The organism is Lysinibacillus sp. FSL M8-0355, from assembly GCF_038008985.1.
Taxonomy (GTDB): Bacteria; Bacillota; Bacilli; order Bacillales_A; family Planococcaceae; genus Lysinibacillus; species Lysinibacillus fusiformis_D.
The window spans coordinates 2,361,961-2,384,291 of record NZ_JBBPAI010000001.1; the positions used below are offsets into that span (position 1 = coordinate 2,361,961).

At 39.0% G+C, this 22,331-nt stretch carries 20 protein-coding genes and 1 other annotated feature; of the genes, 14 read left to right on the forward strand and 6 right to left on the reverse strand.

Annotated features, from left to right (window positions below):
* Positions 1-57: 57 nt before the first annotated feature.
* From MKY46_RS11620 to MKY46_RS11640, 5 genes are all read left to right on the forward strand, one after another.
* The gene (locus MKY46_RS11620; RefSeq protein ID WP_340834307.1) at positions 58-288 is read left to right on the forward strand and encodes a hypothetical protein; all 231 of its coding nucleotides are present in this window, start codon (positions 58-60) and stop codon (positions 286-288) included.
* Positions 289-302: 14 nt separating this feature from the next.
* Complete coding sequence (locus MKY46_RS11625) at positions 303-695, forward strand: hypothetical protein (protein ID WP_340834310.1); 393 nt, start codon at positions 303-305, stop codon at positions 693-695.
* A 36-nt stretch (positions 696-731) separates the two neighbouring features.
* Positions 732-896, forward strand: a complete 165-nt coding sequence (locus tag MKY46_RS11630) for a hypothetical protein (protein WP_340834312.1) — start codon at positions 732-734, stop codon at positions 894-896.
* Positions 897-1,043: 147 nt separating this feature from the next.
* Positions 1,044-1,880, forward strand: a complete 837-nt coding sequence (locus MKY46_RS11635; protein WP_340834315.1) for a copper amine oxidase N-terminal domain-containing protein — start codon at positions 1,044-1,046, stop codon at positions 1,878-1,880.
* A gap of 919 nt (positions 1,881-2,799) precedes the next feature.
* The gene (locus MKY46_RS11640; RefSeq protein ID WP_036125984.1) at positions 2,800-4,686 is read left to right on the forward strand and encodes an FAD-dependent oxidoreductase; all 1,887 of its coding nucleotides are present in this window, start codon (positions 2,800-2,802) and stop codon (positions 4,684-4,686) included.
* Between the two features lie 166 nt (positions 4,687-4,852).
* Here MKY46_RS11640 and MKY46_RS11645 read toward each other — a convergent pair whose 3' ends face one another.
* A complete protein-coding gene (locus MKY46_RS11645) occupies positions 4,853-6,043 on the reverse strand; it encodes an MFS transporter (protein ID WP_036126019.1) in 1,191 nt (396 codons plus the stop codon).
* 138 nt (positions 6,044-6,181) lie between these two features.
* A complete protein-coding gene (locus MKY46_RS11650; protein ID WP_036125983.1) occupies positions 6,182-6,481 on the reverse strand; it encodes an ArsR/SmtB family transcription factor in 300 nt (99 codons plus the stop codon).
* A gap of 113 nt (positions 6,482-6,594) precedes the next feature.
* Positions 6,595-6,813, forward strand: a binding site (T-box leader).
* A gap of 44 nt (positions 6,814-6,857) precedes the next feature.
* On the opposite strand from MKY46_RS11650, the gene argS reads away from it, so the two are divergent.
* The 4 genes from argS to recQ all read left to right on the forward strand — a co-directional run bounded on the left by argS (position 6,858) and on the right by recQ (position 12,997).
* Complete coding sequence (argS, locus tag MKY46_RS11655) at positions 6,858-8,531, forward strand: arginine--tRNA ligase (RefSeq protein WP_089933581.1); 1,674 nt, start codon at positions 6,858-6,860, stop codon at positions 8,529-8,531.
* A gap of 151 nt (positions 8,532-8,682) precedes the next feature.
* Positions 8,683-9,876: an MFS transporter gene (locus MKY46_RS11660; protein WP_340834317.1), complete on the forward strand. Its 1,194-nt coding sequence runs from the start codon at positions 8,683-8,685 to the stop codon at positions 9,874-9,876.
* A 237-nt stretch (positions 9,877-10,113) separates the two neighbouring features.
* Positions 10,114-11,217, forward strand: coding sequence for a hypothetical protein (locus MKY46_RS11665; protein ID WP_036125975.1), 1,104 nt, complete (start codon positions 10,114-10,116; stop codon positions 11,215-11,217).
* A 7-nt stretch (positions 11,218-11,224) separates the two neighbouring features.
* Entirely contained in the window at positions 11,225-12,997 is a 1,773-nt protein-coding gene (recQ, locus tag MKY46_RS11670; RefSeq protein WP_036125973.1) for a DNA helicase RecQ, read from the forward strand.
* Positions 12,998-13,051: 54 nt separating this feature from the next.
* Here the strand turns inward: recQ and msrA are convergent, their stop codons facing one another.
* Positions 13,052-13,573, reverse strand: a complete 522-nt coding sequence (msrA, locus tag MKY46_RS11675; protein ID WP_082673741.1) for a peptide-methionine (S)-S-oxide reductase MsrA — start codon at positions 13,571-13,573, stop codon at positions 13,052-13,054.
* 174 nt (positions 13,574-13,747) lie between these two features.
* Between msrA and MKY46_RS11680 the strand changes: the two genes are divergently transcribed.
* From MKY46_RS11680 to MKY46_RS11690, 3 genes are all read left to right on the forward strand, one after another.
* On the forward strand, positions 13,748-14,698 hold the full coding sequence (locus MKY46_RS11680) for an LCP family protein (RefSeq protein ID WP_036126458.1): 951 nt from the start codon (positions 13,748-13,750) through the stop codon (positions 14,696-14,698).
* A 64-nt stretch (positions 14,699-14,762) separates the two neighbouring features.
* Positions 14,763-15,962, forward strand: coding sequence for an AI-2E family transporter (locus MKY46_RS11685; RefSeq protein ID WP_141904389.1), 1,200 nt, complete (start codon positions 14,763-14,765; stop codon positions 15,960-15,962).
* A gap of 91 nt (positions 15,963-16,053) precedes the next feature.
* On the forward strand, positions 16,054-16,419 hold the full coding sequence (locus MKY46_RS11690) for a cupin domain-containing protein (protein ID WP_036126449.1): 366 nt from the start codon (positions 16,054-16,056) through the stop codon (positions 16,417-16,419).
* 71 nt (positions 16,420-16,490) lie between these two features.
* Here MKY46_RS11690 and MKY46_RS11695 read toward each other — a convergent pair whose 3' ends face one another.
* A complete protein-coding gene (locus tag MKY46_RS11695; RefSeq protein ID WP_340834320.1) occupies positions 16,491-17,666 on the reverse strand; it encodes an aminotransferase class I/II-fold pyridoxal phosphate-dependent enzyme in 1,176 nt (391 codons plus the stop codon).
* Between the two features lie 824 nt (positions 17,667-18,490).
* On the opposite strand from MKY46_RS11695, the gene MKY46_RS11700 reads away from it, so the two are divergent.
* Complete coding sequence (locus MKY46_RS11700) at positions 18,491-19,306, forward strand: ATP-binding protein (RefSeq protein WP_340834323.1); 816 nt, start codon at positions 18,491-18,493, stop codon at positions 19,304-19,306.
* A gap of 44 nt (positions 19,307-19,350) precedes the next feature.
* On the opposite strand, the gene MKY46_RS11705 is transcribed toward MKY46_RS11700, so the two are convergent.
* Entirely contained in the window at positions 19,351-20,145 is a 795-nt protein-coding gene (locus MKY46_RS11705; RefSeq protein WP_340834325.1) for an enoyl-CoA hydratase/isomerase family protein, read from the reverse strand.
* Between the two features lie 365 nt (positions 20,146-20,510).
* On the opposite strand from MKY46_RS11705, the gene MKY46_RS11710 reads away from it, so the two are divergent.
* Positions 20,511-21,386 (forward strand): tyrosine-type recombinase/integrase, encoded by an 876-nt coding sequence (locus MKY46_RS11710; RefSeq protein ID WP_036126431.1) that lies wholly within the window; start codon positions 20,511-20,513, stop codon positions 21,384-21,386.
* Positions 21,387-21,429: 43 nt separating this feature from the next.
* Here the strand turns inward: MKY46_RS11710 and MKY46_RS11715 are convergent, their stop codons facing one another.
* Complete coding sequence (locus tag MKY46_RS11715) at positions 21,430-22,284, reverse strand: transglutaminase family protein (RefSeq protein ID WP_036126429.1); 855 nt, start codon at positions 22,282-22,284, stop codon at positions 21,430-21,432.
* Between the last annotated feature and the right edge of the window lie 47 nt (positions 22,285-22,331).

A 22,331-nucleotide genomic window follows, 5' to 3' on the forward strand; every position in this document is an offset into this window, starting at 1 on the left:
GTGGGTATGTTTCAGTTTAATTAATTCAATATTATCACTAGTTGGAAGGATGGATGTGTGAGCAGGAAAATAAAGATTCATAATACAGATGTTGAAGTAGAGTTAACTGGTACTGAAAAAGAGTTTTACGAATCAGCACTAAAAAGAGCAGAAGAAAGTGGACAAGTACTTAGAGCAAAATTAACTGAACAGGGAACAATCTACTATACATCAGGAGAGCCCAATTTAGATATACTAGCTAAGTTCCTTTACGAAGAAATGAAAAAGAGAGGGTACTTTAAAAAATAAAAAGGATGATTATTATGGAGGATAAGGTGTATTGGAAATGTGATTATACGTACGAAGAAAAAGGCGAAGTCAAGACTACTGAATATAAGTCACCTAAGCAATATGATAAATCATCCAATATAGATATGATTGCTAATATCTTAGCGAAAGAGATAAAAAATGAAACAGGTCGTATCGTTAAAAGTTTCATTAGGTTAGTCAAAAGCCCAGTGGTGGGTAAAAAGATAAATCAGGTTGGAGACATTAAAGTTAGAAATGGAGTAAGTCTTGGTGAAATTGTTTACAATGTGGCTACGACAGAAGAAGAATTAAAAGAAGTAGAGAAAAATAGAAAGAATTTAGAAGATTTAATGGTTAATATGTTCCTTCATTATTATAAATCTAAAAGAGATAATAAAAACCTATAAGGTTCATTTATGTAGTTTAGGGAAGGATGATATTTAATGGGTAAGGTAGTTACTGAAGAAGAATTTATTGAATGGAGTTTAAAATTAGCGCCACCTAATTCAAAAGTACAAAGATACGAGAAAGATGGACGCACATATTTATATATTGGAGAGCCTAATTTAGATTTGTTTGCTAGATTGTTATTAAAACACATTAAATGACATTGAAAAGAGGTTATTCTTAATAGATAGCTTCTTTTTGTTTCCTTCTTAGATAAATCAATTGTTACATGATCATAAAAATTATTCTCTCCTTTAATGTATTTAACTGGTATAATTGTACTAATAATGTATGAGGGGGAGAATTAATTGAAAAAGTTAAGATTTATAATTCCATTGTTGTTTTGTTTGTTATTAGGATTAGGTATTAATAACGCTAATGCATCAGAAGGAATATCAATTTACATAAACGGTGAGAAACAATCGTTTAGTAATCAAGCAGTAATAGAAAACGGTAGTACATTAGTTCCTTTAAGAGGTATTTTTGAGTCACTTGGTGCTAATGTCCAGTGGAATCAATCTACTCAAACAATTGTCGCTTCAAAAGGTAATACAAAGGTATGGCTAAAAATAGGTTCGAAAAATGCTAAAGTAAATGATAATGCTATAAATTTATCAGTTCCAGCACAAGTTAAGAGTGGAAAAACACTTGTTCCACTTAGATTTATTAGTGAGTCATTAGGGGCAAATGTTCAATGGAATCAAAACACTCAAACGGTAACAATTACTGGAGATTCAAATAATGAAAAAACGGAAAAAGAAAAAGTAGAAATCCCTACTTTAAAGTTAGGTGAAACTTATTCAGATAATCAAATAGAAGTTACAATTAAAAAAGTTGAGTATGTCCAAGAAAAATATTATAAAGGCTACAATGTATATTTCTCAGTTAAAAATAAATCAAAAGAAACTTTAGATAGTATGGGTGGATTACAATTTAAAATTAATGAATCTAAATATCAAAAAGAAATAAATAACAACAGTATTATTATACATTTTGGTTCAAGCAGATATATTTACGAAGGTGAAAGTAAGGATGGGTATTATGAATATATCATTGATAGAGATGTGAAAATCGAAGAAATAACATACCATATGATGGATGACGGGGTTTTGAAGGAATCTAAAGCAAAGTGGATCGTTGAATAAATAATTAGGTCACCTTTTGATAGGTGGCTTTTTTAATTGTCTTCCTTTTCGATTAAGCACTTGATGAAAAATAGGTGAGTAGTGTATAGTTTTAGTTAAAGAAGGTAATAGAATTTTATTCTTACTTTTTCATGTACCTAAAACGTTTTAAATATAGCTTTAAACCACGATTCATCTACATTTCTTCGTAAAATGGTTTAAGTAAATAAAGGTTTTGGAATTTTATATTTACGTCTTCAAATAGTTTACGATCGCCATAGCGAAGACCTACATTACTAACTTGAATCATGCAAGTTCCTCCTTTTTTCACAATGGCTCTAGTATAGCATGAAATATGTTCCATAGTCTATAAACATTATTAAATCAAGGTTTGGCGTTCTTTCAATAGTTTTTGTTAAACAAAAACTGAATAAAGATACATTTTTAAAATTTTTCTTGCTGTAACTTTCTTTTAGGATGAGACGTCTACATTGTAGTGTGATTAACTGTTTTTGCAAAAGAATAGAAAAATGACATCATTTACCACATGGATATTGTTTGCTTCTTCACAAAGCTATCAACTAAAATAATGCTGATTGTTTACATTCAAGGAAACAACGTCCTGATCATCACTGGTGTGTAGGCACGTCATCCCCGATTTGATTGCTAGCCGATCGTTCCTTTCAATCATCCTAGTTTTCGCAACTAGCATTGTCTAACAGATGGACAAAAAACATCCAATCCTCAAAAAATGATTACATTCATGAGTTTAGGTGAATCCTTTCAAACCAAAGAATTCCGTAGATGAGGCGTTTTAGTTAGCTTTACAGACATGCTTTCATATGGATGCACAGAAAATAGGACATTCAGCTCTTCCAAGAGGCGGAAATGATGATAAAATAAACATGTTTGTGGAAATATTAGTTATCGGAGGTACTTTATGGGTAAGGGCTTATTATGGACAGCCACTTGTGTAATAGTAGTTTTACTTGGGTTTGGAAGCTACTATTTTATAAAAGAAATGACGAACTCTATGGCATACAATAAATTAGTGGATGAGTATAAAAAGCCAGAGCCAATCAAAAATATAGAGACAGAGTATGATGTCATTGTCATTGGTGGTGAACCTGAGGGAGTAGCTGCGGCAGTGGCTGCGGCACGAAATGGTGCTAAAACTTTATTGGTAGAAAAACGACAAGAGTTAGGTGGATTATTTACATACGGTATGTTGAATTTCCTTGATATTCCGCGTGATGGTCGTAACAACTCAATTAGTGAAGGTATTTTTAAGGAATGGCATGAGCTGGTGACAGGGAAAGATGCGTTTGGCATTGTTGGTGCTAAGGCTGCCTTTAAAAAACTGATCGATGAAGAACCTAATTTAACCTTGTCGGTGCAAACCGAGGTCGTGAAAGCGAATGTTCATCAACAACAATTAACGTCAGTGGAATTAAAAAATGAGTACGGTACATATGTAGTGACAGGGAAATCATTTATAGATGCCACGCAGGATGCTGATTTTGCGGCCATGTCCAACGTTCCTTTCTTTGTGGGAGGAGAAGATATTGGCATAAAAGATAAACGCATGGCTGTGACATTAATGTTGCATTTGAAAAATGTCGATTGGGATGAAGTAAAAAAAGCGGCTAAATCCGATGTGTTTGGCGGTGCTAATTTGAATCATACCGTGATGTGGGGCTTTACAAAGCTCCATGATGAATACAAGCCTTTGCAAGAGGGTACACGATTAAGAGGGTTAAACTTAGCTCGTGTAGATGATGAATATTTTATTAATGCATTACAGATTTTTGGTATTGATGGCTTAAATGACAATTCGAAACAAGCTGCTATTGTCGCAGGAAAGAAAGAAACGTTACACATTCTAGAATATTTACAAGCGAATTTTCCAGGGTTTGAAAAGGCTGAAATTATTAGCTATCCAGAGGAACTTTATGTAAGAGAAACGAGACATATTTGGGCGGAATATCAATTAACGATGGCTGACCTGTGGAAAAATAGTGACCAATGGGATAGCATTGGGATTGCTTCTTATCCAGTCGATGTGCAAGCACAAACGCCGCATGATTATGGGTATGTCATTGCAGCGCCAAAGCAGTATGCTATTCCTTTCCGTTCATTAGTACCGAAGGACATTGATGGCTTATTGGTGGTTGGACGCTCTGCAGGGTATTCATCACTGGCGGCAGGTAGTGCGCGCATTGTTCCGACAGGGATGGTGACAGGTGAAGCGGCCGGGACTGCGGCTGCACTAGTCATGAAAGAGGATGTAACCTTTAGAGATATGAGCAAGGATAAACAGTTAATTGCTACGTTAAGAAAACAGCTCGACAAACAGGGAGCATATGTTGATTCATTTTCTATGGAGTACCCATATCAAGGGAAATGGTATGATGAAGCTATTCAAACACTCATTAACTATGGCCTAGTGGTGGGTGGTTATGATAATGATTTAAAAGTGGACAGCCAGGCGACAAAAATAAAGTTTGCTAAAATGTTAAAAGAGAGTATGCTACGAGCTGGTGGAGAAAGTGCAGCAGGTATGAGTGATCAGCTCGAAATTGTCATCAATAAAGTTTATAATAATGGCGAAGAAGCCATTGAACGTGATGAGATGGCTCAATATTTGGCTGACGTCCTCATTGGTGAATCCAATGCGACTAGCTGGGATACATTAAAGGAAAAAGGAATTGTCACTGAAAAAGTAGCAAAGAAAATTTCAGACAATAAGAAATTAAAATTAAAAGAGATGTACGCCATCATGGCTGATGTCATTCATTATGTAGAAAAGAAGCATTCCTCTTCTTGAGGAATGTTTCAGACTGTAGACAAGCTCGAAAAATTTGAGCGTTTGCCTACAGTTTTTTTATTTTACAATAATATAAAGCCGTTGATTTCCACTATGGGCAGCCTCACTCAGTCAGAGATCTCCTTTTGTTTCAAGCAACCTTTACATATAGTGTTAAACGGAAGTATTAAATTTGATCCTTTTGATTTAATCTATAGCTCATGAATGTTAACACTGAGGCTATGAGCGCTAAGATTCCACCAGCCCACGAAAGTTTGTCTAGACTGCCAGAAGCTACGACAAATCCTCCTATTGCAGAACCTAATGCAATCCCCACATTAACAGCAACAGGGGTTAATGAGGATGCAAAGTCTTTTGCAGAGGGAGAATATCTTTCAGCTAAATCCATGAAGTAGAGTTGGACAGTTGCATTAACAGCATATAGCATGACAGCCATTAACATAATAGTCAGTAGCCCTAACCACATAGAGGACATCGTAAAATACAGAGTAAATAAGATAATGGCCTGAATAATGAACGTATAGCGCAATCTACCTAAACCGTTATGCTGAGCAATCTTGCCAGCTAAAAGATTACTAAAGATTGAAAAGAAGCCATAGATTAAGAGAACAATACCTATGTATTTCGTTTCAATACCAAGTTTTTGTTGTAAAATGGGCGTAATAAAAGTATAGATTGTGTATGTTCCAGCAATCGTAAAAACAGGAATGAAGAATGCTAGAATGATTTTAGGTTGCTTAAATAAACTTAATTGCTCTGATAGTGAACTTTTTGTTGCTTTGATATTTCGAGGTAGCACAAACATGCTGATGATAAAGGCAATCCCGCCTAAAGCTGCCGTTAACCAAAATGTCATGTGCCAATTACTCCATTGTCCAACCATTGTTCCTAGAGGTACACCCATGACGTTGGCAATGGTAAAGCCCACAAATATGAAAGCAATGATAGAGGATCTTTTTTCTTTTGGCATACTATCATTCGCTATGGACATGGCTAATGCTGTAAGTACGCCGCTGACAACAGCCGTAACAACTCTGGAAGTTATTAAAATACCATAGGAACTAGAGAGGGCACTTACAATATTTCCAAGTATAAAGAGGGAAATCAATACTAACATGAGTGGATATTTTGCAAATCTACTAACAAAACCGGTTAAGATGGGTGTACCAATCGCATAGGCGATAGCAAATCCAGAAATCAAGGAACCAGCTGTGGCAATTGGTATACTTAAATCTGTAGAGACCTCCGTTAATAATCCTACAATAACAAATTCACTTGTTCCCATGACAAACGTTAATAAGGTTAATGTGAAGGCTAAAATTTTATGTTTATTGCTAAATGCATTTTCTTTATTCATAATCAAAAAACATCACTCCTTTATATCAATATATCGAGAAATTTCGATGTATTGTGCAAATGTATACGAAACCTAATAACTGTAACGTATCTATTTATCGTGAATAATCGATATGGCATTTTAAACAGAAACCCAATTTTAATCATTTTGGGTATCTGATACAAGAAACGAGGCAATTTGATGAATCGTTTCTTCTTTTAATTTATAATATGTCCATTGACCATGACGAAAAGATTCGAGAAGTCCAGCCTTTTGCATCATATTTAAGTAGTGAGAAACGGTTGATTGAGAAGTTTTAGCTTTCTCCTGAATATCACCAACACATACGCCTCCTTCGATACTCACTTTTGGGAAATGTTCCTCAGGTTCCTTCAGCCACTGTAAGATGTTTAGCCTAGTCTCGTTTGATAACGCTTTGAAAATTTCAATTGGTTCCATATCGCAATAATATATCGAATTATCTCGATATGTCAATTGCTAAGTACCAACATTATATTTAAAAAATGGTTGACGCCAATAAGGAAGTCCTGTAATATATGTCAAAATCATAGAAAAATTCGATGAAGAAGAGAGTAATTGATGGACAACTGGCAAGCGAGTTAGGGTTGGTGTGAGCCTAATGCAGAACCCATGAATGAAGCGCACTTTGGAGAAGATTCTCGAACAAGTAGTAGAGAATAGCGGGGCGTCACCTCGTTAACAATGGAAAGTGGTCATATTAAATGGCAACTAGAGTGGTACCACGGGATTATGATGCTCTCGTCTCTAATTTTAGAGACGGGGGCTTTTTTATTTGGACAGGAGGAGGATCAAGATGAATAAAAAAATCGCTGAAAGTATGGCAGAAGTAGTAAATCATCAATTAACAGCAGATGATATTGCGTCATTATTAGAAAAACCAAAAAGCTCGGAGCTAGGGGACGTGGCATTTCCTTGTTTTACCTTAGCAAAAAGATGGAAAAAGTCACCACAAACTATTGCAGCGGATATAGCAAGTCAATTAAACAATGACAATATCCAGCGTGTGCAAGCTGTTGGAGGCTATGTCAATATTTTTCTAGATCAACAAAAAGTGACGCAACAAGTGCTAAGCAACATCATGCAAGCAAAACAATCATATGGAACTAATCAAACGGGGATGGGAGCTGTCGTCCTAGATTTTTCATCTCCTAATATTGCGAAGCCATTCTCGATGGGGCATTTACGTTCAACAGTCATTGGGAATGCTTTAGCCAATATGGCAGAAAAAAATGGTTATCAAGCGATTCGCATCAATCATTTAGGGGACTGGGGTACACAGTTCGGTAAGCTTATTGTGGCTTATCAATATTGGGGTGATAAGCAAGCCATTACAGCGTCACCAATTGAGGAGCTATTAAAGATTTATGTGCAGTTTCATGAAGAGGCAGAGCAAGACCCAGCACTGATTGAACAGGCACGTGCCGCCTTTAAAGCGTTGGAGGATGGCGATGCAGAGGCACTGGCATTATGGCAATGGTTCCGAGATGTATCATTAGTAGAATTTCAATCAATATACGAGTTGCTAGGAATTCACTTTGATGCTTTTACAGGAGAAGCCTTTTACAATGACAAAATGATGCCTGTTGTGACAGAACTACAAGAAAAAGGGCTCCTAGTGGAATCAGATGGGGCGTATGTTGTGGAGATGGAGGAAATGCCCCCATGCTTAATGACGAAAACAGATGGAGCCACGCTTTATGCGACACGCGATTTAGCTGCTGCCCTGTATCGCCAACAGCATTACCAGCCAGAAAAGATTTTCTACGTTGTTGGCAATGAGCAATCCCTCCATTTTAAACAACTTTTTCAAGTCATCGAAAAAATGGGCTATGCTTGGGCCAAAAATCTACAGCACGTCCCATTTGGGATGATGCTCAAGGATGGCAAAAAAATGTCGACCCGTAAAGGCAAAGTGGTGTTATTAGCAGATGTGCTAGCAGAGGCCATTGCGACGGCGAAGCGTAATATCGAAGAGAAAAATCCCCATCTTCCTAACAAGGAGCGAGTAGCCCAGCAAGTTGGGGTTGGCGCAGTTATATTTAATGATTTGAAATACCATCGCCTCAATGATATTGAATTTTCGATCGAGCAAATGATGAATTTTGAAGGTGAAACAGGTCCTTATGTACAGTATACGTATGCCCGTCTTTGCTCCATTTTAGAAAAAGCAAACGCCCCAGCTGAAGTGATGACCTTCCAGCCATTAGGAGAGCAGGCTTGGCCAATTGTTTTATTACTGGAGCAGTTTCCGAAAGTGGTAGCTACGTCTTTTGATCAGGCTGACCCGTCCCAAATAGCGAAATATGCCTTACAATTGGCCCGTTTATTGAATAAATATTATGCCCAACAGAAAATATTAGCGGATGATGAATATCAAGCGTCACGTCTAGCACTTTGTTCATGTGTTGCGATTGTCTTAAAAGAATCATTCGCCTTATTGGGCATTGAATTACCTGAAAATATGTGACATCTACTGAATCAAGATAAAAAACAGCCATTTTCAAGAAACTGTCCCAAGATTGACCGTCTATCGAAAACATGGTAAAAGGAGAGAGGAATAAATAAACAAACTCTTTCAGCAATGAATGTTGAGTGGCAGTAGAGAGGATATTGAACAAATGGCAAAAAAACAATGGACCCTTTCACTTATACTAGTGGTCATCAGTATATTTTTTGTTGCACTCAATATGAGACCTGCAGTAACAGGGATTGGCCCACTTTATAATGTACTGATGACATCCTTACATGTCTCCAATACAAGTATGAGTTTTCTGACATCCATCCCCGTTTTTTGTATGGGTTTATTTGCACCTTTGGCTGTACCGCTTCAGCGAAAGGTTGGCACGAAATCCGCCATAACATTTTTAGTGGCTATTCTCGTCCTTGCCAATGGACTACGCCTTTTACAAGAAAGCTACGCTTTGCTCATTGTGACAAGCTTTGCAGCAGGCTTAGCTATTGCGATGATTGGTCCTATTTTAAATGCCTTTATTAAGAAAAAGTTTCCACAGCGTTTTACGACTGTGATTGGCATTTATTCCTTCGGCATTGGCGTAGGTGCTACATTAAGTGCGGCCTTAACGGTGACATTTTATCAAATTTTCGGCAATAGCTGGACCGTCGCTCTGGGGATATGGGCTCTACTTGCATTAGGGGCGCTAGTTATTTGGTTATGGGCCATACCATCACAGCAAAATGAACAAGTTCTAAAGATAACGACGACTGAATATGCTCGTAATCCTTGGACATCTGGACGTGCTTGGGCGATCTTACTGTACTTTGGCTTACAAACCTCGCTGTTTTTTTCGATGATGGCGTGGCTTACACCGCTGTTGCAGGATAAAGGCTTATCACTAGAGACAGCAAGTGCTATGCTGACGTTTATGTCTATTGTGCAAATGATCGGCAATATTGCAGTGCCGATGCTCATGGAAAAATGGTCAAGTCGAATGGCATGGATATTGGTACTAGGCTTTGTAGGATTAATTGGTTTCACGCTATTATGGCTTACGTCAGGTGCCTATTTATGGCTTGCTGTTTTATTAATCGGCATTGTTCTAAGTGGTCTATTTCCAATTGGCTTATTGTTACCGCTGGATGAAGCCAAAAATGATCTGGAGGCTAATAGCTGGTCATCCATGGTGCTATCAGGTGGCTTTATGCTGAGTGCGATTATTCCCATTATGATCGGGGTTTGCTATGATATCACAGGTAATCATACATGGACTTATATCATCTTTTTACTGTTGATGGTGGGCATTATCGTATCGACAGGACTGTTAAGAAAAAAAATAATCGAAGAAGACATGTGAAGCAATGCGCATGTCTTTTTTAGTGAAAATTATTTTTAGGTCCAGTTATCCTCCAATCCTCATAACAAATTTCGTATTTCATAAATAATAATAGGTAGAATGAAATATATTTAGCGGTGTTGTCGCATTTCCCTAACATTGTTATAGAAATAATAATATTATGTAAACTTGAAACATCACAAATCCTTGATTATGATAGATAATAGAGAATGATGAATAGAAAGTTTTGGTGAAGGTATGTATAAAAAAATGCTCGTGTTAGGAGCGACAGCTTTCCTCGTTACAGGCTGTGACAGTCAAATAGGCACAGGCTGGTTTCAAAGTAAAAATGCGGAGGTTCAAACAGAGGGGGCAGTGACCAAGCAAGAGGAAAAAATTGTCCCAGAGGTCAAAGTCATCGGAGAGTATGGTGTTGGAGCAGGTATTATTATCAAGCAGCAGGAGGATCAGCTGTATATTTTAACAAATGGTGCATTAGTTGCTTCCAAACCGACGGCCCTTGTTCAGTTTGGTCAGGACAAGCTAATGGCAGCAAACGTACATGTCATGTCAACAGCTCATAATCTAGCACTTCTGCAAGTAACGTATAAAGCGAATGTGCATGTGCCAAAAACGTATGAAGGTGAGCTGAATCAGCTAGCCGTTTATGTGAATGGCTTGCCCTACACAATTCAGAAGTATCAAGATAAGGTAGCGGCCTATTATATAGATGTGAAACAAGCTATGCCTTTAGGAAGTCCTGTGATGGAGGCTGAAAATGGAGCCATTGTTGGACTATATTTTAATCGTCAACAGCAAGGAGAGTCCCAGCCATACATATTGCCGATGAAGGAAATCCAATCATTCGTGGATAAATGGATTGAGGATGGCATGAAAGCCAGTGTACGATTGTCCCAATCCAAAAATTTATATCCCTATATAGAACAAGGTGACAAAGAAGCTGTACAGCAAGCAATCGAGCAATATGGTGAGAATGTGTTTGCGTATAATACAGATGAAATCAAGCTGTTTTTAGATACGTTCCATAAGCATTTAAAGGCGGCTGTGGCCATTCAGGATGCGAGTGTCATGAAACCAATTGTCGGAACAGAGGATTTACAAGAGACCTTGAATAGCATGGTTGCTTATTATGCTTCCAAACAAGCTAAGATCCATTTCTCTAATACCGATATTCAAGCTATTCGTATAGAAGGCCAGCATCTTATTCTACGTGCTAAAACGGAATATGTTTTGACGAATGCTGCAGGGCAGGAGGCACTTGCCCATTCCATCATACTGTATGAAATCGAAAAAAATGAACAGGGCGAGTACATGCTACTTCGTCTAACAAACGAGGAGTGAACTTTGCATGGAGCAAGCAAGACAAATGCTACAGCATCATTTTGGCTATGAAGCCTTTCGCCAAGGACAAGCCCAAATTATAGAACAAACATTACGAGGGCAGTCGAGCCTGTGTGTCATGCCAACTGGTGGCGGGAAATCCATTTGCTATCAAATTCCTGCATTAATGCTAGATGGGTTAACTATTGTCATTTCCCCCCTTATATCTCTGATGCAAGATCAGGTGGAGGCTTTACGTGCGGCGAACATTCCTGCCGCCTATATTAACAGTACGTTGTCGGCACAGGAAGTAGATGAAACGATGCAACTAGCGAGCGCAGGCTATTTAAAACTTCTCTATATTGCGCCTGAGCGATTGGAAAGTGTATCCTTTCTGCAAGCACTATCCTATTTACCTGTGCCGTTAATAGCGGTAGATGAGGCACACTGTATCTCACAATGGGGGCATGACTTTAGACCAAGCTATCGCTCCATTCAAAAGCTGTTTACACTATGGTCACAAAAGCCCGCGGTTTTAGCGCTGACAGCCACTGCGACACCAGCTGTCTGTGATGATATTCGCCAATTACTAACGATTGATGAGCAAGCGACAGTCATGACAGGCTTTTCACGTGAAAATTTGGCGCTGTCCGTACTAATTGGTGAAAACAAAGAACGTTATGTAAAAAATTATGTACAACAAAATAAACAGGAAGTCGGCATTATTTACGCAGCCACTCGAAAAGCAGTAGACGCGATTTATGACATGCTGAGTCGCTCTGGTGAAGCGGTTGCGAAATATCATGCGGGTCTGTCAGAGGACTTGCGAATAGCTGAGCAGGAGCGGTTTTTAAAAGATGAAGCACGTATTATGGTAGCAACGAATGCTTTTGGTATGGGGATTGATAAAAGTAATGTGCGCTTTGTGTTGCATTATCAAATGCCTCGTAATATGGAGAGTTATTACCAAGAAGCGGGTCGTGCAGGACGTGATGGTCTGCCGAGTGCCTGTATTTTATTATATGCTTCTGGGGACGTCCAAACACAGCGTTTTCTAATTGAACAAACACAGGATGAAGCACGTATAGCCCAAGAATTAGCCAAGCTCCAAACGATGGTCGATTATTGCCATACAGAGGGCTGCTTACAAAATGCGATTTTATCCTATTTTGCTGAAGAGCCAGAGGAGCCTTGTGGGCGTTGTAGTAATTGCAATGATGGGCGAGCAGTGACAGACGTGACTGAGGATGCACAAAAGGTGTTAGCCTGTGTGGTACGCATGGGACAAAAATTCGGCAAGACCATGGTGGCTCAGGTGTTGATTGGCTCCAAAAATCAAAAAATAACGGAATTTGGCTTTGCACGTTTATCGACCTATGGCATCTTAAAAGGAAAATATGCCTCAAAGGATGTTTCGAACTTTATTGAATTTTTAATTGCGGAAGGTTTACTTGCTGTGAAGCATGGGACATTCCCAACTATATATGTATCAGCGAATGGCAAGGAAGTACTGCTTGGCAATCGACAGGTTATGCGCAAGGAAGCTGTAGCAGTGAAGAAGCTGGTGGACAACGATCCTTTATTCGAACATTTACGCGTATTGCGCAAAGAGATTGCAGATGAAGAAAAGGTGCCACCATTTGTAGTGTTCTCTGACAAAACATTGCGTGATTTATGTGATAAGAAGCCAGCCGTACTGGAGGATTTACGACAGGTGAGCGGTATTGGTGAGGTGAAATTTGACAAGTACGGTAAGCGATTCTTTGACGCATTACAATCGTTTTTAGAAGCTTCCGTGTAATAGTGCTTATTACGTAGAAAGAGGTGTCTCTCCATTGTGAGGCACCTCTTTTCATTATTGTTCCCAGTGCTTTGTTATGAATGTATCACGGCCAGAAATGGCACGATCTTGCTGATAGTGTTCCGTCTCTTTTTTATAATAATCTTGGTGATAGTCTTCTGCTGGATAGAAGCGTTCAGCATCGCGAATTTTGGTTACAATAGGTTTATCAAAGCGTCCACTATTGGCAAGCTTTTCTTTTGAGGCCTCTGCGATTTGCTTTTGCTCATCTGTGTAGGTAAAAATAGCTGTTGTATAGGATTCTCCACGATCATGGAACTGTCCATAAGCATCCGTTGGGTCAATTTGCATCCAGTAAATATCCAGGAGCTGCTCATAACTAAAAATAGCAGGATCGAATTCAATTTCGACCACTTCTAAATGGCCCGAAGACCCTTCCTTAACATCTTCATAGGTTGGGTTTTCTAAATGGCCGCCCATATAGCCAGAAGTCACTTTATGTATACCGTCCCACTCGACGAATGGCTTTACCATGCACCAAAAACATCCGCCAGCAAATGTAGCTTTTTCGATCATTTACATCATCCTTTCTTTTGTGAAAATATTATAGCATTGTTTTGCTCGAAACTGAGTAATTAGGTGTAAAATAATGATGAGATAGAAAAACATGGAATAGCTGATTGCCAAAATGAAACTTTCTAGCTAATCAATCGTTACATTAACTATATCAAAATAGAGGAGTTAGTTGTTATGGAAGAGCAAGATTATACGAGACGCTCCCAACGTCCTAAAAAACGTAAATTACGTAAAGGGAGAGCAATTTTTACACTATTATTACTGTGTATCATTGTCATCGTCGGATATGCTGTCATGCAATATCGCAGCGGGCTTGAGCTGGCGAATGATACGAAAGTAGCGCAGGAGGATTTTTCTGGAGATACAATCAAAGGGGATATTGAGAACTATTTAATTTTAGGAGTCGATACACGCGGCGAGGAAAAATCTCGTACAGATACGATGATGGTATTATCCTGGAATAAAGCAAACAATGATATTAAGCTTGTGTCCTTTATGCGTGATATTTACGCAGATATCCCAGGCTATCAATCCTATAAACTTAATACAGCTTACTACCTAGACGGTGTACAGCTATTAAAGGATACATTGACAAATATGTTTGGCTTACCGATTCATCATTATGCCCTAATTGATTTTAAAAACTTTGAATCATTAGTGGACATTTTAGCGCCAAATGGTGTGGAAATGGATGTAGAAAAGGATATGTCTGAAAATATTGGGGTAGAGTTAAAGCAAGGTGTTCATCATTTAAATGGACAGGAGCTATTAGGCTATGCTCGTTTCCGTCACGATGCTGAAGGAGATTTCGGTCGTGTTGCCCGTCAGCAAAAAGTCATTGAGGCTTTAAAAACAGAGCTATTAACGCCTACGAATATGTTAAATTTACCAAAATTTGTTGGAGCTGCACAGGGCTATATAACAACCGATTATTCATCTGCTGAGGAAATGCAGCAAGTGCTTAAATTGCTATCTAAAGGCAAGGTCAACATTGAAAAAGCAACGATTCCCATCGAAGGCAGCTATCAATTCCAAAACTTTAGTCATGCGGGCGATTCCATCGTCATTGATGTGGAGCAAAACAAAGCCTTTTTAAGTGAATTTTTAGGTATTTCACTGGAGTGATGTTTCGCAAAAACCAACATTATCCTGTAATATAAAGGTAGAGCATTTGGATTGGGGTGGATATATGGAAAAAGAAAGACCAAAAGAGCGTTCAAGCCTACTAGCAACCAAGTTTATTCGTTTTTTAGGTGGTAGAAACCTATTATTTATGCTGGTGATTTTATTACTAGTTGCATGTGTTATTTTTATGTTTAATCAGGTTTCCTTTATCTTTACCCCGTTACAAGTATTATTTGAAGTAGTGATTTTACCAGGGGTACTAGCCGTCATAGGCTACTATTTATTGCGTCCATTGTTGGCGATCTTGGTCAGATGGCGAATCCCAAGAATTTGGGGGATTTTAATACTATACATTGCGGTTATTGGTGTCATTACACTACTCGTTGTGTTGGTTTATCCATTTTTACGCGACCAGTTCACGAACTTAGCACAGGAATTCCCAGAGTATTTCATGAAGTTTACACAAAATATCGTTGCATTCTTGAACAATTCACGTTTTAACGATTATTTAGATAAAATTAATTTTGATTACAATGAAGTGGTTAAAAACTTCACTACAGATATGGTGAAAACTGTAAGGGAAACAGCTGCAAATGTAGCGCAAGGTGTGGCCACAGGTATTACGGGCTTCCTTTCAACCTTAACAGGTATTGTGCTATCACTTGTAACGGTGCCATTCATTTTATTTTACTTATTAAAAGAGGGCGAAAAATTACCGAAATTTATGCTGAAAGTGTGCCCACCACGTATGCGTAAAGAAGTCACTGAAATTTTCCATGACATGGACAAGCAAATTAGTTCATACATACAGGGGCAAATTTTAGTATCTATGTGTATTGGAGCAATGGTGACCATTGGCTTTTTAATCATTGGCATGAAATATGCTTTATTGCTTGGATTCCTAGCGATGATTACAAGTGTAGTTCCTTATTTGGGGCCAGTCATTGCCATTACACCAGCCGTTATTATTGCCCTTGTCACATCTCCATTGATGTTGATTAAGCTGGCGATTGTATGGACGATTGTTCAATTAATCGAAGGAAAATTCATTTCTCCTCAAATCATGGGGAAATCACTCAGTATTCACCCAATTACGATCATTTTCGTCTTATTAACGGCAGGCTCATTATTCGGTGTTCCTGGTGTTATTTTAGGGATTCCAGGCTATGCGATCTTTAAGGTGCTGGTGACCCATTTATTCAAGCTCTTTAAACAGCGTTACAACCGTTACGAAGATGATGTTCATCAAAAATATGATGTGTGATAAAAACAGCTACTGCCGTTTGACAGTAGCTGTTTTTTTAATGTGTGTTATCCTTATTAGTAGATTCATCAAAAGGATGGGGGAAAAGGGCATGACATACATACCGATTAATTTTCAAGAAAAATTAACTAAGTTTCAAGAGCATTGGTCTCCGAAAGTGATTGCTGAAATGAATGATTATCAATTTAAATTAGTTAAAGTACAAGGGGATTTTGTTTGGCATAAACATGATGATACGGATGAAGTGTTTATCGTCATTGAAGGGCAGCTAATCATCGAATTCAGAGATGGAGAAGTGCGTTTAAATGAAGGAGAGATGTTTGTCGTACCACGCCATGTTGAACATAAACCTTATGCGGCTTCTGAGTGTAAAATTCTACTTGTAGAGCCGATGGGGGTTGTCAATACAGGCGAAGCACCATCAGAGCTAACTGCTGAAAATGATGTGTGGATTTAACATTCCTGAATAGTCATAGTAAAACCCTTCTAACAGACAAGGTTAGAAGGGTTTATTATTTTTCAAAAGCACTAGCTTTGTGCCAGTAATTGCACTTGTGCTAAGCGATCAACAGCTTCTTGAAGAAGTTCCTTTGGTTGCACCAATGCTAAACGTAAATAGCCTTGTCCAGCCGTACCAAATACGGTGCCAGGAACGGTTACAACGCCAACTTGTTCAATTAATTGAAAGGCTAGTTCTGTACAGTCCATATCGAACGGATATTTTGCCCATACGAACATTCCACCATCAGATGGTGCGGCTTCCCAGCCTAATGCTTGTAAGCCGTTCATCAGGGTTTTATGACGTTCTGAGAATGTGGCACGTAAGCTTTCCGTAATTTCTTCTGCGTTATCAAGTGCGACGACAGCTGCATCTTGAATAGGCTCAAAAATACCGAAGTCTAAATTTGATTTTAATTGCTTAATAACGGCGATCATTTCAGCATTTCCTGCGATATAGGCAATACGCGTTCCTGCAAGACTAAAGCTTTTGGAGAGGGAGTTAATCTCCATGCCGACTTCTTTTGCACCTGGTGCTGCAAGGAAACTAATCGGACCGTCACCTGTAAAATAAAACTCGGAGTATGCCGCATCATGAAGGACGATAATATTATATTTTTTGGCAAAGGCAATGACTTTTTCAAAATACGCTAAGGACGGCATCGCTGGTACAGGATTCCCTGGTAAGTTTAAAATCAATAGCTTTGCTCTCTCAGCAATTTCTTCTGGGACAGCGTCTAAGTCAGGTAAATAACCATTATCGGCCGTTTGAGGCATGTAATAAGGTGTTGCCCCTGCTAAGTGAATTCCTGCATCATAGGCAACATAGGCTGGGTTTGTGGATAACACGATGTCTCCTGGGTCACAAAAGGCTATCGGTAAATGGACAAGGCCTTCTTGAGAGCCAATAGTTTGAATAATTTCCGTAGTGGGATCTAAATCGACATGGCTACGACGCTTATAGTAGCGACTAACGGCTTCATAAAAACGCTGTGTGCCTGTCAGTGTGTAGCCGTAAGATTCAGCTAACCCTGCGCGATAAGAAAGATGCTCACGTATTTTGGCATGTGGAGGAAGATCAGGGCTTCCTAAGCTTAAGTCAATCAAGGTCATGCCCTTTGCTTGCTGCTCACGGGCAAAATTTTTCAAATCTCCGAAAATTGCTGGTGTAAATAATGACATTTTTTTAGATGGTACGATTTTCAAAACTAGTACACTCCTTATCGTTGTATAAAGTGCAACGTCAATCCGTAGATGATTCTCTTGTCTACGCTAATTGTTTGTTTGCACAAATCGGGCTTTAACAGACCATTGTTTGCTTACGGGCCTGTTTATGCGAGATAACAGAATAGTAGTACACATTTTATCATACTAAAGCACAGAAATGGGCAGATATTCTGAAAAAAGAAAATATTTATATAATGTAGAGGATGTGTGCATAGGCTAGCGAAAATAGATTGTCTGATGTTGGGATAAGCGACTATAAATACCTTCAAAGAGAAAATTGTATTATACTGAGTATAAAGTTTTTCAGGTGGGGAGAGCATGCATCTTAACGATTGAATAGCTGACTCAGTAGTGAACGATATGTTGCAAGATTTCACTATTGTCTGCGCCGTAACAGAAACAACCTCCTTTTACAAGATTGGACATAGACTTTGCTTACAGCTATACATACTGAATAGTATTAAAGGATAGCCATCGTATTGATGTTCCCCTATTATTGACAGTGGCAATGCTGGATGAGTAGGGGCAAAACAAACTGCCTATGCAAGTGTACGACGAGGCAGTCTTTACAAAACATGATGAATCGTTCAGCATTACGATTTTCAATTGTCTATAGCCAAGATAGGGAGGTATTAAAAAAGCTATATGCCAGCGGACTAGCGGGCATTGTATGTAAAAACCTACGCAGCTGCTGACTATGATACTATGCGGAATACCATAGTTGCGGCATGCACACTATTTCGAAGCATGTATGAATGATACTATCTGATACGCAAACCATTTAGTAAGGGAGGGAGAGGGCAGTGAAGGTATATTCGTTAAGTGGACCAAGCGGCACAGGCAAAAGTACGAGTGCCCTTGCCTTTGCTCATAAATTAGGAGTGGAGGCTATCATTGATGATGGTCTTCTCATTGTCAATGGAATAAGAGTTGCTGGCATTTCTGCCAAATTCGAAAAAAATACAATTACCGCTGTACGACGTGCCATTTTTACGGAACAGGAACATCGAGAGGCTGTCAAAAAAGCGTTAGCAAGTTATAAGGTGCAGTCCATTTTACTGATTGGGACATCCACTAAAATGACGAATAGTATTGCTAAGCAGCTAGATCTTGGACCCATTGAACATTATTACGATGTGGAGGATGTTCGTTCCTTTAAGGAAATTCAAAAAGCTCGTTTTATTCGTCAAACGCAGGGCAAGCATGTGATGCCAATTCCTTATCGACAAGTGGAGCAAAACTTTTTTAAACGATTGGTACAAAAGGGCATGGAGATTTTTTCATCAAAACGCGAAAAAATCGGGGAAACAACGATAGTGCGACCTGATTTTCAACGGGAGTACATTGAAATTAGCAAGCATGTTTATGTTCAGCTACTGACGTATTGCTGTAGTCAACAAGCAATTGTACAAAAGGTGGAACAGGCCCAATTTTTGTTAGGAGATCAGGCTCAAGCTATTCTGACCATACAAGTAAAGCTACCGATAGATTATCCATTAGCAGCGCGTTTACTAGAGCTACAGCAGGCGGTGCAGAAGGCGTTTTATTTACAATTTGGCTATGAATTAGATGCGATTCATGTTCATGTCAAGACGGCTATACAAAAGAAAAAGTCGTGAAAAACAGGTACTCCCAACGCACTTTGCGACGAGAGTACCTGTTTTTATTTTGGTTGACGGCTGAACTGTGGATGACGTTTTTCCACAAAGGCACGACAGCCTTCGGCGAAATCGCTGCCTACAAACGGTGAAGAGCCTTGCCATAATGTCGGCACACTATCGAGACATTCTTGAACGGATTGCTTCACAGCAAGCAAGGACTCTGGTGACATGCCTGCCACAAGCTTGCCCATGCGAATCATATATTTATTTACATCCTTTTCGGCTACTAAGTAGTTAAGCATCCCAAGCTTGAAGGCTTCCTCCGCTTTAAACATGCGTCCTGTAAAGACTAAGTCCTTTGTGGTCGCAGGGCCAACGAGCTGTACTAAACGTTGCGCAAATTTATTGTTTATGGTGATGCCTAATTTTCCGACAGGAATGCCGAGCTTGGCTTTGTCTGAGCCAATGCGGATATCACAAGCTAATGCCAATTCTAAACCAGCGCCCATCGCAGGCCCGTTGATGACGCCGATTGTTGGAATCGGAAGGCGCTCAATTGTGGAAATGGTTTTTTCCATATGTACAAACGCCTCCTCGGCTTGTTCAAGTGAGATGGCATTGAATTCTTTAATATCAGAGCCTGCGGTAAAGCTTTGACCAGAGCCTCGTAAAATGAGTACTTTATTTTTCGGATTGTCTAATACTTGTAGGGCAATCTTTGCTAATTGATCCCACATGTTTGCGGTTAACGCATTTTTTGCCTGTGGTCGGTGAATCGTAATTATCGCTAGTCCAGCTGTTTCTTGATAAATGATTTTTGCATCTTCTGCTTCCAATCGTGTCGTCTTTACTTGCATAGTGGAAAGCCTCCTACGTATTAATGTCTATCTTTATTATATAACACAATCAACTATAAACACGAAATGATATGAATTTTCACATAAAATTGCGTTGTTATACAAGAATGTAGGGAATAGTTAGCATTTATTGTTCTATAACAGGGGAGCGGAATTTACTATTGTAAGAAAGCAAAAGATATGAGAAACTACTGTAGGAACATACGTTTCTTATGCACGTAAGGGGCATTTGAAGACTGGAAGCGGCTTGTGTATCGATATTACAGATTATCCGACACTAAACTATTATAAAATGAATTGAAAAACACGCACCCAAAATATAGTAAAATAAAATGACATGACGCACAGCAAACAAGGAGGGCTATATGGTCACACTCAAGGAAGCATGGAATAGTTACATCTTACTGCTGCAATCATTGAAAAAAAGTGCTGCCACAAAAAAGCAGTACAACATAGATGGACAGCAATTTTTAACGTTCGCCCATGAACACCAATACTTGTATGTGGATCATCAATTAAAAAATCTATTACAGCTTTATTGTGACTATCTCAAGGAAACCTACTGCAATATCAATACATTTAACCATAAAATAGCGACATTGAGAGGCTTTGTAGACTTTATTTTTTTACGAGAATGGGTGACACCTTTTGATTATCAGCCCATTTTACAGCCGAAAAAAAGGCAAAAAGAGGTGCTGCAAGTACTGACCAATACGCAGATTATGCAAATTGCCAACGTTTGGCCAACCTATTTTCAATATGCAAAAACAGAGGAGCATGCTTGGCTGGCTAGACGCAATGGCTGTATAGTCCAAATGTTGATGGAAACAGGTTGTAAGCCTGCAGAGCTTGTGCGAATGAAATGGACTCATTTTAACGAAGAAAAGGCAACCCTTTTTATTGCGAATCGAAATGGCCGTCGAGAAATAAAATGTTCTCCTGTACTAATGGACATGCTAGCTCAGTATAAACTAGCGACAACAGTTTTACATGGACAAGAGGTAGGGGAATGGGTTTGGGTAAGTGAGGCAAGTATTGTGAAGCCAATTTCAACGAAGACGGTGGAGCGTATTTTTCAAACGATGTCACAAGATATAGGAAAAAACATAAGAGCAACCGATTTGCGATATACCGTTATGCAACGGGCTTTTCAGCAGGAAAAAACGCTGGAGCATATCCAACAAGAAATGGGCTATGTGAGGAAATGGGTGCTGACAGAAAGACAGCAACGCTTCGAATAAAAGCGTGCAGTAATCGCGATTTATCACCATTACTGCACGCCTATTATAAATGATTCAATGCTTTGACACTCACTTTGACCGTTAAATCATGCTTGCCTCCACTATAAACACCTTCAACAGGGCTAATATCACTATAATCGCGACCTATACATAAAATAATATGATTTTCTAAAACTTCTACATTATTTGTTGGATCAAGACCAATCCAGCCAATACCTGGTATCATGACTTCCACCCAGGCATGTGTAGCACTATCACCAATGAGCGCTGAATTTTCATCCACATATAAGTAACCACTGACATACCGAGCGGGAATGCCTTTAGCTCGCAAAACAGCTAGCATGACATGGGTGAAATCTTGACAAACACCCCGTTTTAATGCAAATGCCTCACTTGCTGTTGTCGTTACAACTGTCGCTGTAGGATCATACTCAAAGCTAGCATATAAATATTGCATTAAATTAAGTGAAAAGAGCACTGGATTTTCAGCATGACCAATCGCATGATAAACTTCCTCTAATTGCTGATCGGTCATAAAAGTAAAATGAGTTGCTTTTAAATACGGTAAATAATGCTCATAAAATAGCTGTGAATGGAAAATGGTCTGCATTTCGGGCGAATATTGAATACGATGAATAAATGGTGCACGCTGAATACTAACAATCGAAGATGTATGAATTTCGAGTATTTGATGCTGCTCCGGTATATAAAAAGAACCAACTGTATTACCCCAAATATCCGTATGCTCACGGGTCAATGAGGAGGGCGTAATGGCAATTCGATACGATAATAATCGCTGCCGCTCATCACTGCGAGGCTTTAAACGAATCGTATTCAAGCTTTGATCGACTTCAGACTCATATTGAAAAATATTGGTATGCTGAATTTCAAATTTCATCGTGTCCGCTTCCTTCTGCTTACTGACTTGCCTGTTGAAAGGGAGCT